Annotated in this window: 12 protein-coding genes and 4 tRNA genes; 14 read left to right on the top strand and 2 right to left on the bottom strand. The window is 66.6% G+C overall.

Going from position 1 to position 16,001, the window contains the following annotated elements:
- The first annotated feature begins 465 nt into the window (after window positions 1-465).
- The 7 genes from ltaE (at window position 466) to PM1_RS22430 (ending at window position 6,440) form a co-directional block, all read left to right on the top strand.
- Window positions 466-1,470: a low-specificity L-threonine aldolase gene (ltaE, locus tag PM1_RS22460; protein WP_009620768.1), complete on the top strand. Its 1,005-nt coding sequence runs from the start codon at window positions 466-468 to the stop codon at window positions 1,468-1,470.
- 121 nt (window positions 1,471-1,591) lie between these two features.
- Window positions 1,592-4,216 (top strand): alanine--tRNA ligase, encoded by a 2,625-nt coding sequence (gene alaS, locus PM1_RS22455; protein WP_009620770.1) that lies wholly within the window; start codon window positions 1,592-1,594, stop codon window positions 4,214-4,216.
- A gap of 100 nt (window positions 4,217-4,316) precedes the next feature.
- Window positions 4,317-5,552 (top strand): aspartate kinase, encoded by a 1,236-nt coding sequence (locus tag PM1_RS22450; protein WP_009620772.1) that lies wholly within the window; start codon window positions 4,317-4,319, stop codon window positions 5,550-5,552.
- 186 nt (window positions 5,553-5,738) lie between these two features.
- Window positions 5,739-5,924: a carbon storage regulator CsrA gene (csrA, locus tag PM1_RS22445; RefSeq protein ID WP_003085981.1), complete on the top strand. Its 186-nt coding sequence runs from the start codon at window positions 5,739-5,741 to the stop codon at window positions 5,922-5,924.
- A gap of 61 nt (window positions 5,925-5,985) precedes the next feature.
- Window positions 5,986-6,076, top strand: a tRNA-Ser gene (locus PM1_RS22440).
- 109 nt (window positions 6,077-6,185) lie between these two features.
- A tRNA-Arg gene (locus tag PM1_RS22435) sits at window positions 6,186-6,262 on the top strand.
- Window positions 6,263-6,363: 101 nt separating this feature from the next.
- Window positions 6,364-6,440: transfer RNA gene (locus tag PM1_RS22430), tRNA-Arg, on the top strand.
- Between the two features lie 68 nt (window positions 6,441-6,508).
- On the opposite strand, the gene bamE is transcribed toward PM1_RS22430, so the two are convergent.
- Window positions 6,509-7,018: an outer membrane protein assembly factor BamE domain-containing protein gene (gene bamE, locus PM1_RS22425; protein WP_009620781.1), complete on the bottom strand. Its 510-nt coding sequence runs from the start codon at window positions 7,016-7,018 to the stop codon at window positions 6,509-6,511.
- 323 nt (window positions 7,019-7,341) lie between these two features.
- On the opposite strand from bamE, the gene mgtE reads away from it, so the two are divergent.
- A complete protein-coding gene (gene mgtE, locus PM1_RS22420) occupies window positions 7,342-8,784 on the top strand; it encodes a magnesium transporter (protein ID WP_009620782.1) in 1,443 nt (480 codons plus the stop codon).
- A 379-nt stretch (window positions 8,785-9,163) separates the two neighbouring features.
- Here mgtE and amrZ read toward each other — a convergent pair whose 3' ends face one another.
- Entirely contained in the window at window positions 9,164-9,493 is a 330-nt protein-coding gene (amrZ, locus tag PM1_RS22415) for a transcriptional regulator AmrZ (RefSeq protein WP_009620783.1), read from the bottom strand.
- 451 nt (window positions 9,494-9,944) lie between these two features.
- Between amrZ and phnN the strand changes: the two genes are divergently transcribed.
- The 6 genes from phnN to PM1_RS22385 all read left to right on the top strand — a co-directional run bounded on the left by phnN (window position 9,945) and on the right by PM1_RS22385 (window position 15,894).
- Complete coding sequence (gene phnN / locus PM1_RS22410) at window positions 9,945-10,517, top strand: phosphonate metabolism protein/1,5-bisphosphokinase (PRPP-forming) PhnN (protein WP_024128239.1); 573 nt, start codon at window positions 9,945-9,947, stop codon at window positions 10,515-10,517.
- 122 nt (window positions 10,518-10,639) lie between these two features.
- Window positions 10,640-10,714 (top strand) — tRNA-Arg (locus tag PM1_RS22405).
- 129 nt (window positions 10,715-10,843) lie between these two features.
- The gene (locus PM1_RS22400) at window positions 10,844-11,710 is read left to right on the top strand and encodes a LysR substrate-binding domain-containing protein (RefSeq protein ID WP_009620785.1); all 867 of its coding nucleotides are present in this window, start codon (window positions 10,844-10,846) and stop codon (window positions 11,708-11,710) included.
- Between the two features lie 311 nt (window positions 11,711-12,021).
- A complete protein-coding gene (locus PM1_RS22395; protein ID WP_009620786.1) occupies window positions 12,022-13,083 on the top strand; it encodes a putative 2-aminoethylphosphonate ABC transporter ATP-binding protein in 1,062 nt (353 codons plus the stop codon).
- A 1-nt stretch (window position 13,084) separates the two neighbouring features.
- Window positions 13,085-14,797, top strand: coding sequence for a putative 2-aminoethylphosphonate ABC transporter permease subunit (locus PM1_RS22390; protein WP_009620788.1), 1,713 nt, complete (start codon window positions 13,085-13,087; stop codon window positions 14,795-14,797).
- 74 nt (window positions 14,798-14,871) lie between these two features.
- On the top strand, window positions 14,872-15,894 hold the full coding sequence (locus tag PM1_RS22385) for a putative 2-aminoethylphosphonate ABC transporter substrate-binding protein (RefSeq protein ID WP_009620790.1): 1,023 nt from the start codon (window positions 14,872-14,874) through the stop codon (window positions 15,892-15,894).
- Window positions 15,895-16,001: the final 107 nt, after the last annotated feature.

The following is a 16,001-nucleotide window of genomic DNA, read 5'->3' as shown; positions in this document are numbered from 1 at the left end:
CGTTTGGGCGCTGCCCCACCCACGTCATTCCCCTGTAGGAGCGCGCCCTGCGCGCGAAATCGCGGGCAGGGCCCGCTCCTACAGGTTGCCGGGAGGCACGACATTCCTCCCGCCGTAGGAGCGGACCTTGTCCGCGATAGCCGGACGTTCCGGCGCGATTCGCGGATGAGATCCGCTCCTACGCTGCGCCACCCCCGCCATTCCCCTGTAGGAGCGCGCCCTGCGCGCGAAATCGCGGGCAGGGCCCGCTCCTACAGGTTGCCGGGAGGCACGACATTCCTCACGCCGTAGCGGACCTTGTCCGCGATAGCCGGACACACCGGCGCGATTCGCGGATAAGATCCGCTCCTACTCTGTTCCACCCACGCCATTCCCCTGCCCGCGAAGAGCTGCCTTCCGAGCCTTGTCCCCAGGCAGCCAAGCACATAGCATCGGGCTCTTTCCCCGCGTTCCAGGAGCCCCGTCATGTCCGTCATCGACCTTCGCAGCGACACCGTCACCCTGCCCAGCGCCGGGATGCGCGAGGCCATGGCCCGGGCCGAGCTGGGCGACGACGTGTATGGCGAGGACCCCACCGTCAACCGCCTGGAGGCCGTCCTGGCCGAACGCCTGGGTTTCGAGGCCGGGCTCTTCGTGCCCAGCGGCACCATGAGCAACCTGCTCGGGCTGATGGCCCACTGCGAACGCGGCGACGAGTACATCGTCGGTCAGCAGGCCCACACCTATAAATACGAAGGCGGCGGCGCCGCGGTGCTCGGCTCCATCCAGCCGCAGCCCATCGAGGGCGAGGCCGACGGCTCGCTGGACCTGGCCAAGGTCGAGGCGGCCATCAAGCAGGACGACTTCCACTTCGCCCGCACCCGCCTGCTGGCGCTGGAAAACACCATGCAGGGCAAGGTCCTGCCGCTGGCCTACCTGGCCGCCGCCCGCGAGCTGACGCAGCGCCGCGGCCTGGCCCTGCACCTGGACGGCGCGCGCCTGTACAACGCCGCGGTCAAGCTGGGCGTGGACGCCGGCGAGATCACCCGCCACTTCGATTCCGTCTCGGTGTGCCTGTCCAAGGGCCTGGGCGCGCCGGTGGGCTCGGTGCTGTGCGGCAGCGCCGGGCTGATCGGCAAGGCCCGGCGCCTGCGCAAGATGGTCGGCGGCGGCATGCGCCAGGCCGGCGGGCTCGCGGCGGCCGGGCTGTACGCGCTGGACCACCAGGTGCAGCGCCTGGCCGAGGACCACGCCAACGCCGAAACCCTCGGCCGCGGCCTGGCGGACCTGGGCTACGCCGTCGAGCCGGTGCAGACCAACATGGTCTATGTCGACCTCGGCGAGCGTGCCGCGGCCCTGCGCGACTTCCTCGGCGAGCGCGGCATCCGCGTCAGCGCCGCCCCGCGCCTGCGCCTGGTTACTCACCTGGACGTGAAAACCGCGGACATTCCCCGTATCGTCGAGGCTTTCGCCGCCTTTCGTCGCGACTGACTAGGATAGAGGCGCAATAGCTGCCATCTATCGTAGAAACACACTGTACCCGGTGCGCAGGGCCGATATAATGCGGCCCTTTGCCGGCGATTCGTGGCCGCATTTTTCCGTGGAAGAACCTATGAAAAGCGCTGAAATCCGTGAAGCCTTCCTCCGCTTCTTCGAAGAGAAGGGGCACACCCGCGTAGCGTCCAGTTCGCTGATTCCGGCGAACGACCCGACCCTGCTGTTCACCAACGCCGGCATGAACCAGTTCAAGGACTGCTTCCTCGGCCTGGAAAAGCGCGCCTACACCCGCGCCACCACCAGCCAGAAGTGCGTCCGCGCCGGCGGCAAGCACAACGACCTGGAAAACGTCGGCTACACCGCGCGCCACCACACCTTCTTCGAAATGCTGGGCAACTTCAGCTTCGGCGACTACTTCAAGCGCGACGCCATCCACTACGCCTGGGAATTCCTCACCTCGGACAAGTGGCTGAACCTGCCCAAGGACAAGCTCTGGGTCACCGTCTACGCCAGCGATGACGAGGCCTACGACATCTGGACCCAGGAAGTCGGCGTGCCCGCCGAGCGCATGGTGCGCATCGGCGACAACAAGGGCGCCCCCTACGCCTCCGACAACTTCTGGGCGATGGGCGACACCGGCCCCTGCGGCCCCTGCACCGAGATCTTCTACGACCACGGCGCCGACATCTGGGGCGGCCCGCCCGGCTCCCCGGAAGAGGACGGCGACCGCTACATCGAGATCTGGAACAACGTGTTCATGCAGTTCAACCGCACCGCGGACGGCGTCATGCACCCGCTGCCGGCGCCGAGCGTGGACACCGGCATGGGCCTGGAGCGCATCAGCGCCGTGCTGCAGCACGTCCACTCGAACTACGAGATCGACCTGTTCCAGAGCCTGCTCAAAGCCTCCGCCGAAGCCATCGGCTGCGCCAACGACGACGCGCCGTCGCTGAAGGTGGTGGCCGACCACATCCGTTCCTGCAGCTTCCTCATCGCCGACGGCGTGCTGCCGTCCAACGAGGGCCGCGGCTACGTGCTGCGCCGCATCATCCGCCGCGCCTGCCGCCACGGCAACAAGCTGGGCGCCAAGGGCAGCTTCTTCCACAAGATCGTCGCCGCGCTGGTGGCCGAGATGGGCGAGGCCTTCCCCGAACTCAAGCAGCAGCAGGCGCACATCGAGCGCGTGCTCAAGACCGAGGAAGAGCAGTTCGCCAAGACCCTGGAGCAGGGCCTGAAGATCCTCGAACAGGACCTGAGCGAGCTCAAGGGCAGCGTCATCCCCGGCAACGTGGTGTTCAAGCTGTACGACACCTACGGCTTCCCGGTGGACCTGACCAACGACATCGCCCGCGAGCGCAGCCTGACCCTCGACGAGGAAGGCTTCGAGCGCGAGATGGAGGCCCAGCGTGAGCGTGCCCGCTCCGCCAGCGCCTTCGGCATGGACTACAACGCCCTGGTGAAAGTCGACGGCGACACCCGCTTCCTGGGCTACCAGGGCGTGTCCGGCGCCGGCCAGATCATCGCGCTGTTCAAGGACGGCAAGGCCGTCGAAAAACTCAATGAAGGCGAGGAGGGCGTGGTCGTCCTCGACCAGACGCCGTTCTACGCCGAATCCGGCGGCCAGGTCGGCGACTGCGGCACCCTCTCCGGTGCCGGCGTGCGCTTCGACGTGCGCGACACCACCAAGGCCGGCGGCGCCCACCTGCACCACGGCATCGTCGCCCAGGGCAGCCTGAGCGTCGGCGCCGCGGTCAAGGCCGAGGTCGACGCCAGCGTGCGCCAGGCCACCGCGCTGAACCACTCCGCCACCCACCTGCTGCACGCCGCGCTGCGCCAGGTGCTGGGCGACCACGTGCAGCAGAAGGGCTCGCTGGTGGACAGCCAGCGCCTGCGCTTCGACTTCAGCCACTTCGAGGCCATCAAGCCCGAGCAGCTGAAGCAGCTGGAAGACATCGTCAACCGCGAGATCCGCGCCAACAGCGTCGTGGAAACCGAAGAGACCGACATCGACACCGCCAAGGCCAAGGGCGCCATGGCGCTGTTCGGCGAGAAGTACGGCGACCAGGTGCGCGTGCTGACCATGGGCGGCGGCTTCTCCGTCGAACTGTGCGGCGGCACACACGTCGGCCGCACCGGCGACATCGGCCTGTTCAAGATCACCAGCGAAGGCGGCGTGGCTGCCGGCGTGCGCCGCATAGAGGCGGTGACCGGCGCGGCTGCGCTGGCCTACCTCAATGGCGCCGAAGAGCAGCTCAAGGAAGCGGCCGGCCTGGTCAAGGGTAGCCGCGACAACCTGCTGGACAAGCTCGCCGGCCTGCTGGAGCGCAACCGCCAGTTGGAGAAGGAGCTGGAGCAGCTCAAGGCCAAGGCCGCCAGCGCCGCCGGCGACGACCTGGCCGGCTCGGCCGTGGACGTGGCGGGCGTGAAAGTGCTGGCCGCGCGTCTCGACGGCCTGGACGGCAAGGCGCTGCTGGCGCTGGTCGACCAGCTGAAGAACAAGCTGGGCAGCGGCGTGATCCTGCTTGGCGGCGTGTTCGAGGAGAAAGTGGTGCTGGTCGCCGGGGTGACCCAGGACCTGGCCGCCAAACTCAAGGCCGGCGACCTGATGAAGCAGGCCGCGGCAGCCGTGGGCGGCAAGGGCGGCGGTCGCCCGGACATGGCCCAGGGCGGCGGCACCGACGCCGGCAAGCTGGACGAGGCCCTGGCCCTGGCCAAGGCCTTCGTCGAACAGGGCCGGTAAGCACCGGCAAGGCCAGGCCCGCGGCGCGCCCGGCGGGCCTTGGCAAGGGGCAGCGATGTCTGTCTAATGGGCGCCCTTCAGGAATCAGGCGGCTTTTGAAATGGCTTTGATCGTACAGAAGTTTGGAGGGACCTCCGTCGGCACCGTCGAGCGTATCGAGCAGGTAGCCGAGAAGGTGAAGAAATTCCGCGAGGCGGGTGACGATATCGTGGTGGTGGTTTCCGCCATGAGCGGCGAGACCAACCGCCTGATCGGCCTGGCCAAGCAGATCATGGACCAACCGGTTCCGCGCGAACTGGACGTCATGGTCTCCACCGGCGAGCAGGTGACCATCGCCCTGCTGAGCATGGCCCTGATCAAGCGCGGCGTGCCGGCGGTTTCCTACACCGGCAACCAGGTGCGCATCCTGACCGACAGCGCGCACACCAAGGCGCGTATCCTGAGCATCGACGACGCCAACATCCGCGCCGATCTCAAGGCCGGCCGCGTGGTCGTGGTCGCCGGCTTCCAGGGCGTGGACGAGCACGGCAGCATCACCACCCTCGGCCGCGGCGGCTCCGACACCACCGGCGTGGCCCTGGCCGCGGCGCTGAAGGCCGACGAGTGCCAGATCTATACCGACGTCGATGGCGTCTACACCACCGACCCGCGCGTAGTGCCGCAGGCCCGCCGACTGGACAAGATCACCTTCGAGGAAATGCTGGAAATGGCCAGCCTCGGCTCCAAGGTGCTGCAGATCCGCTCGGTGGAGTTCGCCGGCAAGTACAATGTTCCGCTGCGCGTGCTGCACAGCTTCCAGGAGGGTCCGGGCACCCTCATTACCCTTGATGAAGAGGAATCCATGGAACAGCCGATCATCTCCGGCATCGCCTTCAACCGCGACGAAGCCAAGCTGACCATCCGTGGCGTACCGGATACCCCCGGGGTGGCCTTCAAGATCCTCGGGCCGATCAGTGCCGCGAACATCGAAGTCGACATGATCGTGCAGAACGTCTCGCACGATAACACCACCGACTTCACCTTCACCGTGCACCGCAACGACTACCTGGCCGCCCTGGAAATCCTCAAGCAGACCGCCGCCAACATCGGCGCGCGCGAAGCCACCGGCGACACCAACATCGCCAAGGTCTCCATCGTCGGTGTCGGCATGCGTTCCCACGCCGGCGTCGCCAGCCGCATGTTCGAGGCGCTGGCCAAGGAGAGCATCAACATCCAGATGATCTCCACCTCGGAAATCAAGGTGTCCGTGGTCATCGAGGAAAAATACCTGGAGCTCGCGGTGCGCGCCTTGCACACTGCCTTCGAGCTGGATGCCCCGGCCCGCCAGGGCGAGTAAGAGGGCATCATGCAAAAGGCGCGGCTCATCCCGCGCCTTTTGTCGTTTTTGACCGGGCCGCCGGAACTTTCATTCCGCGCGGACTGGTCAATACTTGGGTGAAGGAGCACACACTTGATATTCAGTGGCTCTGCCGCCATTTCTTTTTTTGCAGACTGCTTATCCGAAACACGAAAGGAGAAAGGAATGCTGATTCTGACTCGCCGGGTCGGAGAGACCCTGATGGTTGGTGATGACGTCACTGTGACTGTGCTGGGCGTCAAGGGAAATCAGGTGCGCATTGGCGTGAACGCGCCGAAGGAAGTCGCTGTTCACCGCGAAGAGATCTACCAGCGCATCCAGAAAGAGAAAGACCAAGAACCAAACCATTAATTTTTCTATAAAAAATTCTTTGCAAACGGGGAAAACATGGATATCATGCGCCCCGTGTTGCGGAGAGGTGGCCGAGTGGCCGAAGGCGCTCCCCTGCTAAGGGAGTACACCTCAAAAGGGTGTCGGGGGTTCGAATCCCCCCCTCTCCGCCATTTGCACGTTCTGCTGCGAATGACGAGTCAGGTAGCTAAGCTACTGAAAAGATTGAAAAATCTGTTTGACACGTCTGAATGTTCGGACTAGAATTTGCGCCCCATCAGCGCACTCATAGCTCAGCTGGATAGAGTACTCGGCTACGAACCGAGCGGTCGGAGGTTCGAATCCTCCTGAGTGCGCCACTACACAGGCGGTACGCGAAAGCGGACGCCAGCAGCGACGAAAGGCCTCGGCCCGAGAAGCTGCACCAGTTGGTGAACCTGGCTAAACTGCACCAACCAGCGCACTCATAGCTCAGCTGGATAGAGTACTCGGCTACGAACCGAGCGGTCGGAGGTTCGAATCCTCCTGAGTGCGCCATACACCGAAAGGGCCTGCAGCAATGCAGGCCCTTTTTCTTTGTCCGCATTTTTCCAAGTCGGCCGGGCTCAGCGCCGCTTGCGTGTGGCCTTGCCCTGCACGCAGCCGAACTCGTCGAAGGTCACCGTGCGCCGGCCCTGGCCGGGCCTGGCGTCGTAGTGGTAGCGCTGCCGGTCATCCAACTGGCTGATCCGGTCCGGGCGGCCGAAGGCGCTTTCCACATCCGCGCGGGTCATGCCGGTGCGGATGCGTTTCTGCAGGATCGCGGTGCGTCTTTCCCGGTCGTCGAGGCGGTTGCCGCAGCCGTCCTCGCGCTCGCCGACCACCACCAGCGGCGTGTCGGATGGCGTGCGCCGGCTCTCCTGGGAAGGGCGGGCGAGGGGCACCGGCCTGCCGCTGCCCGGCGTCGGGTTGTGCGCGCGCTGCCGGCTTTGCGCCTGGCCCGGCGGGCAGCCATGCTGGTGGAAGCTGACACGGCCATCGGCGGCCTCGCAGCGGAACGGCGTGGCGGCGGGATTGTCCATTGGCATGAGGGCGAGCAGCGGGAGCAGCAGGCAGTGCAGGGGCGACAGGCGCATCTCCGATCCTCCGTGACAGGGTTGCATGCAGCCTATCCCGCCTGGCCTCCGCGAAATTTCCGGGTGTCTCGACAGGTTTTTCCGGCGTCTGTGATAGCCAGTGAAGTAACCCTCAACTTTGTGCCGCAAGCGATTGTTCTAGCCGCTATTTTGTAACGCTGAACAGGCTCCGGAGTGTTATCATTTCTCCTATCTGCCCGATATGGGCGCGTGGGCACACCACCATGGACTTACCCAGTAGTTACCCAGAATCCCGATTGCCTCAACACGACCTGATGTTTTAAGCCCCCGTGCGCGCTCCGCCGCTGGGGGTGGAGCGTGCTATGACCGAAGTAGAAGCCAAGAAGCCGCAGGAAAGCCTGCAGGACCGCCTGAACCAGGTGGTCGAGCTGCTGAACAAGCACAAGCTGGTCGAAGACCTGGCGCACCGCCAGGAGGGCCAGCACCAGGACCTCGTCGAGAACCTGGTACACCGGCAGAACCTCGCCGAGCTGCAGCGCAAGCTCGATGACCTGCACCCCGCCGACATCGCCCACATCCTCGAATCGCTGCCGCTGGGCGACCGCCTGACGGTCTGGCAGTTGGTCAAGGCCGAGCGCGACGGCGACATCCTCCTCGAAGTTTCCGACGCCGTCCGCGAGACGCTGATCGCCGACATGGACGATCACGAGATCCTCGCCGCGGCCAAGGAGATGGACGCCGACGAACTCGCCGACCTGGCGCCGGAACTGCCGCGCGACGTCGTCCACGAGCTGATGGAAACCCTCGATGCGCAGCAGCGCGAGCGCGTGCGCTCGGCGTTGTCCTACGAGGAAGACGAAGTCGGCGCGCTGATGGACTTCGAGATGGTCACCATCCGCGACGACGTCAGCCTGGAAGTGGTGCTGCGCTACCTGCGCCGCCTGAAGGAGCTGCCGGGGCATACCGACAAGCTGTTCGTGGTCGACTACGACGGCCTGCTCAAGGGCGTGCTGCCGATCAAGCGCCTGCTGGTCAACGACCCGGACAAGCAGGTGGCCGAGGTCATGGCCACCGACCCGGTGACCTTCCAGCCCGACGAGGACGGCTACGACGCCGCCCAGGCGTTCGAGCGCTACGACCTGATCTCCGCCCCGGTGGTGGACAAGAACGGCAAGCTGATCGGCCGCCTGACCATCGACGAGATGGTCGACCTCATCCGCGAGGAGAGCGAGACCGAAGTGCTGAACATGGCCGGTCTGCGCGAGGAGGAAGACATCTTCGCCTCGGTGTGGAAGTCGGTGCGCAACCGCTGGACCTGGCTGGCCACCAACCTGATCACCGCCTTCGTCGCCTCGCGGGTGATCGGCCTGTTCGAAGGCTCCATCGAGAAGCTGGTGGCGCTGGCCGCGCTGATGCCCATCGTCGCCGGCATCGGCGGCAACTCGGGCAACCAGACCATCACCATGATCGTCCGCGCCATCGCCCTGGACCAGATCCAGACCAGCAACGCCACGCGCCTGCTGCGCAAGGAGCTGGGCGTGGCGCTGGTCAACGGCCTGGTGTGGGGCGGGGTGATAGGCGTGGTGGCTTTCTACCTGTACGGCAACTGGGAGCTGGGCGTGGTGATGACCGCGGCCATGACCCTCAACCTGCTGCTGGCGGCGCTGGCGGGGGTGCTGATTCCGATGACGCTGCTGCGCCTGGGGCGCGACCCGGCGATGGGATCCAGCGTGATGATCACCGCCATGACCGACAGCGGTGGGTTCTTCATCTTCCTGGGCCTGGCCACGCTGTTCCTGATGTAGGCCCACAGTGGCCGCGAAAAACCGCCTTCGGGCGGTTTTTGCGTTTTCGGGGGCGGTTTTTTGCAGGCAGGAATCGGGGCTCTCGCGACATCCGTGTCGCATGTCCAGGAAGCACGGCTTTTTCGTAGGATGGCGTTGAGCGAAGCGATACCCATCATCAGGGTTCGATGGGTTTCGCAAGCTCAACCCATCCTACGAAGAGCACCTCGGCGCAAGCCTAAGGTTCAGGGAGGCACGGGCGTAGGAGCGGACCTTGTCCGCGATCGGATTCACCGGCCACGCCGGACGGGGCATGGGGCGCGGGAATGAAAAATGCCGTTTCCCCTATGGGAGAAACGGCATTTCCGTTTAAGCGAACAGCGCTTCGGTGCAGCTGGGCTCAGGCGTTGCTGGCCATTTCCGCATCGTGGGCGATCAGGGCGATCAGCGCATTCTGCTGGCGGTGGGTCAGCTGGCGGAAGCGCTGCAGCAGCTCACGCTCGTGCAGGCTCAGCTCGGGGCTGTCCAGGCGGATGCCGAGATTGTCCTGCAGGGCACCCTCTTGCAGCAGGCTCTGCTCCAGGCGGGCGATGATTTCCGAGTTCATGCTGCGATGGTGATTGCGGGCGACCTCGGCGATACGCTCGCGCATGCCTTCGGGCAGACGGACGACGAACTTGTCGGCGGTGCGACTGGAGTAGCTTGGGGTTGCCTGTTTCAATGGGCGCATACATTAAACCTGTAAGTCAGGGAAACGGTGCCAGGGGGTCTGTGTTCGAGTCCCTATGACAGCGAAATCCGTTGGCCGTTCAGCGCAAGGGCAGTAATCAGGTGGCCGACCAATTACTTGACGTCAATTCTGCGACGTATTTTGCGTCGTATGAAGGCTAAATGCCAGCACCAATCGTCCGAAATGCGAGGCTATCTGCATATCTTTCTTTCGATGGGTGGCGCGGCCCATGGGCTCCATTCGCTCAGATTAGCTCAAGTCCCCGGTCCCGGCCGCCATTGCGCCATCATCCGACCACCCGCGCGGGCAATGGTTCACGAGGGGCGCGGATGATGTCACGACCCGGCTCGCCACGCAGCGCCGAGTCGGCCATTTTCCCGCTTCCGCGGCGCCGGCGGGCGGGTATCATACGCGGCGTCCGCGCCCCGGGAGGCGCGGTGCAGAGATGAGCATGAGCGGCAAGTTGATCTATCTGATGGGGCCTTCGGGCTCGGGCAAGGACAGCCTGCTCCAGGCCGCGGCGGCGCCGCTGGCCGAGCGGGGCGGGCAGGTCGTGCGGCGGGTGATCACCCGCTCCGCCGAGGCCCGCGGCGAGGACGCCGAAGCGGTGACCCCCGAGGCCTTCGAACGCCTGGAGCGCGAGGGCGCCTTCGCCATGAGCTGGCGGGCCAATGGCCTGTGCTACGGCATCCCGCGGCAGATCGACCACTGGCTGGCCCAGGGGCGCGTCGTGCTGGTCAACGGCTCGCGCGGCTACCTGGAGGAAGCGCGGCGCCGCTATCCGGGCCTGCTCGCGGTGCTGCTGCAGGTCGCCCCCGAGGTGCTGCGCCAGCGCCTGGTCGCCCGCGGCCGGGAAACCCTGGCGGAGATCGAGGCGCGCCTGGCGCGCAATGCCGCCTTCGCCGAGGGCCTGGCGCCGCCGCTGCGGGTGCTGGACAACTCCGCCAGCCTGGAGACCAGCGTGCGCGGCCTGCTGGCCCTGCTGGAGGATGCCGGGCTCAGCGCAGCGGCAACGCCAGGCTGAGGCCGCTGTTCGTTCAGGCGGGCCTTCTCGGCAGGTGTGAAATCCGCGCCGCGGCATGACAAATGCGTCGACGCTGGTTAACATGCCCACCCGGTCCCGGCAGCCGCCGCGGGCCCAGGCGTGTCCCCATAGTTCAAGGGATAGAATAAGCCCCTCCTAAGGGCTAGATACTGGTTCGAATCCAGTTGGGGACGCCATCCTTCCCGCCGTTTCCTCATTGCCCCCGGTTTCTTGCCACTGCGCCTGGCGCCGATACCCGATAGTCGAATCCAGACGTCTGGCGATGACGGAGAAGCGATGAGCCATTTCCCGGAGCGGTCCGAGCGATGCTGAGCGCCGAACTCAAGGCCTTCTATATGGTGGCCCGCCTGGGCAGCATCACCCAGGCGGCGAAGAAGCTCGGCCTCAGCCAGCCGACGGTGACCACGCAGATCCGCAGCCTGGAAGGCCAGTACGCCGTGGAGCTGTTCTACCGCGGCGGCCGCCGCCTGACCCTCACCGATGAAGGCGCGCGCCTGCTGCCCATGGTCCAGGCGCTGCTGCAGCAGGAGTCGGATATCGAGTTCTTCCTGCGCAACTGCGGGCAGATGCAGGGCAGCCTGCGCATCGGCGCCACCTCGCCCTACTACGTGCTGGGGCTGATCAAGGCCTTCCGCGAACGCTACCCGCAGATCGAGGTGTCGGTGGAGATCGGCAACTCGCAGCAGGTGCTGGAGGCCCTCTACGAATGCCGGGTGGACCTGGCGGCCTCGTCGCAGCCGGTGGAGGACGCGCGGCTGATCCACCTGGTGCTCGGCCGCGACCCGCTGGTGCTGGCGGTGCACCGCAGCCACCCGCTGGCGGCGCAGCGCTCGGTGGCCCTGGGCGAGCTGCGCAACCATTGCCTGCTGATGCGCGAGGCCGGCTCGACCACCCGCGAGCTGACCGAGAAGCTGCTGCGCGAGTCCGCGGTGACGCCGGCCTCGATGCTGGAGATCGGCAGCCGCGAGTCGATCCGCGAGGCGGTGATCCGCAACCTCGGGGTGAGCATCATCTCGCGCCAGGAAGTGCCGGATAACCCCGAACTGCGGGTACTGGAGCTGCAGGGCGCGCCGCTGATCGACGAATACCTGTTCTGCCTGAAGGAACGCCGCCAGGCGCGCCTGACCAGCGCCTTCCTCGCCCTGGCACGGGAAACCGCGCCCGCCGCGTAGCTGCAATTGCCTAGGGTTTTTCGTAGGAGCGGACCTTGTCCGCGATAGCCGGACGTTCCGGCGCGATTCGCGGATGAGATCCGCTCCTACGCTGCCCCACCCGCGCCATTCCCCTGTAGGAGCGCGCCCTGCGCGCGAAATCGCAGGCAGGGCCCGCTCCTGCAAAAAGCCTTTCGCCATCGCAAATCTGCCTATACCTCTATCGGCGCAGTTGCACCCATCGCAACAGAGCCTTCGCATTCCTTCCCTAGCATGGCCTTCCATCGAGCCCCGCGGTCTGTCGCCGCGGGCCAGCTGCAAGAGGTTCCGCCATGCACGATTCCCTCCCCACCGGCACCCCGCTGCGGGTGCGCGACATGCACAAGCGCTTCGGCCACTTCGCCGCCCTCGACGGCGTTTCGCTGGATATCGAGGGCGGCGAGCTGGTCTGCCTGCTCGGCCCCTCCGGCTGCGGCAAGACCACGCTGCTGCGCTGCATCGCCGGGCTGGAGCGCCAGGACGGCGGCGTCATCCATATCGGTGAGCGCGACGTCTCGCGCCTGCCGCCCCAGGCCCGCGACTACGGCATCCTGTTCCAGTCCTACGCGCTGTTCCCCAATCTCAGCGTCGAGCAGAACGTCGCCTACGGCCTGACCGGCGCCAGCCGCGAGGAAGCGCGCCAGCGCGTGGGCGAGATGCTCGAACTGGTCGGCCTGGCCGGCAGCGAGAAGAAGTACCCCGGCCAGCTCTCCGGCGGCCAGCAGCAGCGCGTGGCCATGGCCCGCGCGCTGGCCCCGGCGCCTTCTCTGCTGCTGCTCGACGAGCCCATGTCGGCGCTGGACGCCCGGGTGCGCGAGCACCTGTGCGGCGAGCTGCGCCAGCTGCAGAAGCGCCTGGGCATCACCACCCTGATGGTCACCCACAACCAGGACGAGGCCATGCTGATGGCCGACCGCATCGCCGTGATGAACCACGGCAAGGTCGAGCAGTACGGCACCGCCCAGGACATCTACAGCGCCCCGGCTACGCCCTTCGTCGCCGAGTTCGTCGGCCAGGGCAATTGGCTGCCCTTCGAGCGCGGCGCCGACGGCCTGGCGCGGGTCGGCGGCCTGAGCCTGCGCCTGCATGGCGAGCGCGCCAACGCCACGCGCGGCCGGCTGTTCTGCCGCCCGGAGGCGATCGGCATCAACCCGGTGGTGCACCAGGAGAACCTGTTCCGCGCCCAGGTCCGCGAGATCACCTTCCTCGGCAACCGCTGCCGCATGAGCTTCGAACTGCACGAGCTGCCCGGCCACGCGCTGTTGGCCGAACTGGCCCCGGAGCAGATGCCGCGCCTGGGCAGCGCGGACATCTGGGTCTCGCTGCCGCCGCAGAGCCTGCAGGTGTTCGCCTGAGATGGATGCCGCAGTGAAACTCGACCCGGCCCTGGCCGCCGGCAAGCTGCGCGGCGACCTTGGCGACCGCCTGTTCATCCTCGGCGGCAAGCTGTTGCTGCTCGCCCTGCTGGCCCTGGCCGTGCTGCTGCCGCTGCTGGCCATCTTCTGGCGCGGCTTCAGCGGCGCCGAAGGGCAGGGCGGCGGCCTGGCGGCCATGGCCGAGCTGCTGGCCAGCGCCAACTTCCACTGGCTGCTGGGCAATAGCCTGAAGGTCTCGCTGAGCGTGGCGGCCATAGTCGTGCCGCTGGCCTACGGCTTCGCCTACGCCCTGCAGCGCACGCTGATCCCGGCCAAGGGCCTGTGGCGCGGCATCTCCCTGCTGCCGCTGCTGGCGCCATCGATGCTGCCGGGCATCGCGCTGATCTACCTGTTCGGCAACCAGGGCCTGCTGCGCAGCTGGGTGCCGGACAACATCTACGGCTTCTGGGGCATCGTCCTGGGCGAGGCCATCTACACCTTCCCCCATGCGCTGATGATCCTGCTTTCGGCGCTGTCGCTGGCCGACGCGCGGCTGTTCGACGCCGCCTCCAGCATGGGCGCCAGCCCCTGGAAGGCGTTCCGCAGCATCACCTGGCCGGCCTCGCGGCAGGGCGTGTTCGCCGCCTTCTGCCTGGTGTTCACCCTGACCATCACCGACTTCGGCGTGCCCGTGGTGGTCGGCGGCGACTACCAGGTGCTGGCGCTGGAAGCCTACAAGGCGGTGGTCGGCCAGCAGCAGTTCGGCCGCGGTGCGCAGATCGGCATGCTCCTGCTGCTGCCGGCGCTGTTGAGCTTCGCGGTGGACGCCTGGCTGCGCTGGCGCCAGGGCGACTCCATGAGCGGCCGCGCCCAGGTCTACCAGCCCAAGCCCTCGCACCGCCGCGATGGCGCCTACCTGGCGCTGGTGCTGCTGGTCAGCGCGGTGATCCTCGGCGTGCTGGGCATGGCCGTGTATTCCTCGCTGGTGAAGTTCTGGCCGTACAACCTGTCGTTGTCGCTGCGCCACTATGCCTTCGAGGAAACCGCCGGCGGCGGCTGGCTGGCCTACCGCAACAGCCTGACCCTGGCTTGCTGCACCGCGCTGTTCGGCAGTGCGCTGATCTTCACCGGCGCCTACCTGTTGGAGAAGACCCGCGAGCAGGCCTGGCTGAACCAGCTGCTGCGCATGTTCTGCTTCGTGCCCATGGCGGTGCCGGGCCTGGTCCTGGGCCTGGGCTACGTGTTCTTCTTCAACCTGCCGGGCAACCCGCTGCACGTGTTCTACGGCAGCATGACCCTGCTGGTGGTGTGCACCATCGCCCACTACCTGACCACCGCGCAGATGACCGCCACCACCGCGCTGCGCCAGCTCGACGGCGAGTTCGAGGCCGCCGCGCTGTCGCTGAAGATGCCGCTGTGGCGCCACTACCTGAAGGTGACCCTGCCGATCTGCCTGCCGGCGCTGCTGGACATCGTCCGCTACCTGTTCGTCTCGGCGATGACCACGGTATCGGCGGCGATCTTCCTCTACAGCCCGGACAGCATCCTTGCCGCCGTCGCCGTGCTGAACATGGACGACGCCGGCAACGTCGGCGGCGCCGCCGCCATGTCCACCCTGATCCTGCTCACCTCGGCGGCCGCTTCCGTCGTCCTGGCCCTGGCCTCGCGCGGCCTGCTGCGCCGGTCCCAGGCCTGGCGCCGGAGCGACCACTGATTCCCCTCGACCCACGTTGCACCTGAGCGTCACCCCCGCGAACGCGGGGGCCCAACAAACAGAAGGAGCGCACCATGTTCAAACGCCTCGCCCTCGCCGCCGCCGTGCTCGCCGGTTTCAGCCTGCACGCCAGCGCCGCCACCGAACTGACCGTCTATACCGCCCTGGAGCCGGAGCAGCTGAAGGCCTACAAGGAAGCCTTCGAGAAGCAGAACCCGGACATCGAGATCAAGTGGGTGCGTGACTCCACCGGCATCGTCACCGCCAAGCTGCTGGCCGAGAAGGACCGCCCGCAAGCCGACGTGGTCTGGGGCCTGGCCGCCTCCAGCCTGGCCATCCTCGATGCGCAGGACATGCTGGAGAAGTACGCGCCCCAGGACCTGGCCGCCATCGGCAAGAACTACCGCGACCCGGCCAACCCGCCGGCCTGGGTGGGCATGGACGTGTGGGCCGCGACCATCTGTTTCAACAGCGTGGAAGCCGAGAAACAGGGCCTGTCGAAGCCCATCAGCTGGCAGGACCTGACCAGGCCCGAGTACAAGGGCAAGATCGTCATGCCCAACCCGGCGTCCTCCGGCACCGGCTTCCTCGACGTCTCCGCCTGGCTGCAGACCTTCGGCGAGAAACAGGGCTGGGCCTACATGGACGCCCTGCACGAGAACATCGGCCAGTACGTCCACTCCGGCTCCAAGCCGTGCAAGCTGGCCGCCGCCGGCGAGTTCCCGATCGGTATCTCCTTCGAGTACCCGGCCGTGCAACTCAAGCGCCAGGGCGCGCCGCTGGACATAGTGCTGCCCAAGGAAGGCCTGGGCTGGGAAATCGAGGCCACCGGCATCGTCAAAGGCACCCAGCACCTGGACGCGGCGAAGAAACTCGCCGACTTCTCCGCAAGCCCGGCGGCCATGGAGCTGTACAAGGAGAACTTCGCCGTGCTCGCCCAGCCGGGCATCGCCAAGCCGCAGACCGAACTGCCGGCGGACTACGAGCAGCGCCTGATCAAGAACGACTTCGCCTGGGCCTCGAAGAACCGCGACGCCATCCTGGCCGAATGGCGTAAGCGCTATGACGGCAAGTCGGAGAAGGTGGCGCAGCAATAAACGTGAAGCAGAGGAGAGCACCCTCTCCCTAGCCCTCGACTGCGCGCCCCGCCCTGAAGGGAGAGGGGACTCCCTCTGCAGCGTCATCGTCATGGTGTTCCTCCTGA

It is taken from the genome of Pseudomonas sp. M1, assembly GCF_022760135.1.
GTDB lineage: Bacteria > Pseudomonadota > Gammaproteobacteria > Pseudomonadales > Pseudomonadaceae > Pseudomonas > Pseudomonas citronellolis.
This window is presented reverse-complemented; position numbering and strand designations above follow the sequence as displayed.

Coding starts and splice junctions, on each gene's coding strand:
- ltaE (WP_009620768.1), top strand. CDS start 466: ATGTCCGTCATCGACCTTCGCAGCGACACCGTCACCCTGCCCAGCGCC.
- bamE (WP_009620781.1), bottom strand. CDS start 7,018: ATGCGCCTGTCGCCCCTGCACTGCCTGCTGCTCCCGCTGCTCGCCCTC.
- PM1_RS22400 (WP_009620785.1), top strand. CDS start 10,844: ATGCTGAGCGCCGAACTCAAGGCCTTCTATATGGTGGCCCGCCTGGGC.
- mgtE (WP_009620782.1), top strand. CDS start 7,342: ATGACCGAAGTAGAAGCCAAGAAGCCGCAGGAAAGCCTGCAGGACCGC.
- PM1_RS22395 (WP_009620786.1), top strand. CDS start 12,022: ATGCACGATTCCCTCCCCACCGGCACCCCGCTGCGGGTGCGCGACATG.
- PM1_RS22450 (WP_009620772.1), top strand. CDS start 4,317: ATGGCTTTGATCGTACAGAAGTTTGGAGGGACCTCCGTCGGCACCGTC.
- alaS (WP_009620770.1), top strand. CDS start 1,592: ATGAAAAGCGCTGAAATCCGTGAAGCCTTCCTCCGCTTCTTCGAAGAG.
- PM1_RS22385 (WP_009620790.1), top strand. CDS start 14,872: ATGTTCAAACGCCTCGCCCTCGCCGCCGCCGTGCTCGCCGGTTTCAGC.
- amrZ (WP_009620783.1), bottom strand. CDS start 9,493: ATGCGCCCATTGAAACAGGCAACCCCAAGCTACTCCAGTCGCACCGCC.
- csrA (WP_003085981.1), top strand. CDS start 5,739: ATGCTGATTCTGACTCGCCGGGTCGGAGAGACCCTGATGGTTGGTGAT.
- phnN (WP_024128239.1), top strand. CDS start 9,945: ATGAGCGGCAAGTTGATCTATCTGATGGGGCCTTCGGGCTCGGGCAAG.
- PM1_RS22390 (WP_009620788.1), top strand. CDS start 13,085: ATGGATGCCGCAGTGAAACTCGACCCGGCCCTGGCCGCCGGCAAGCTG.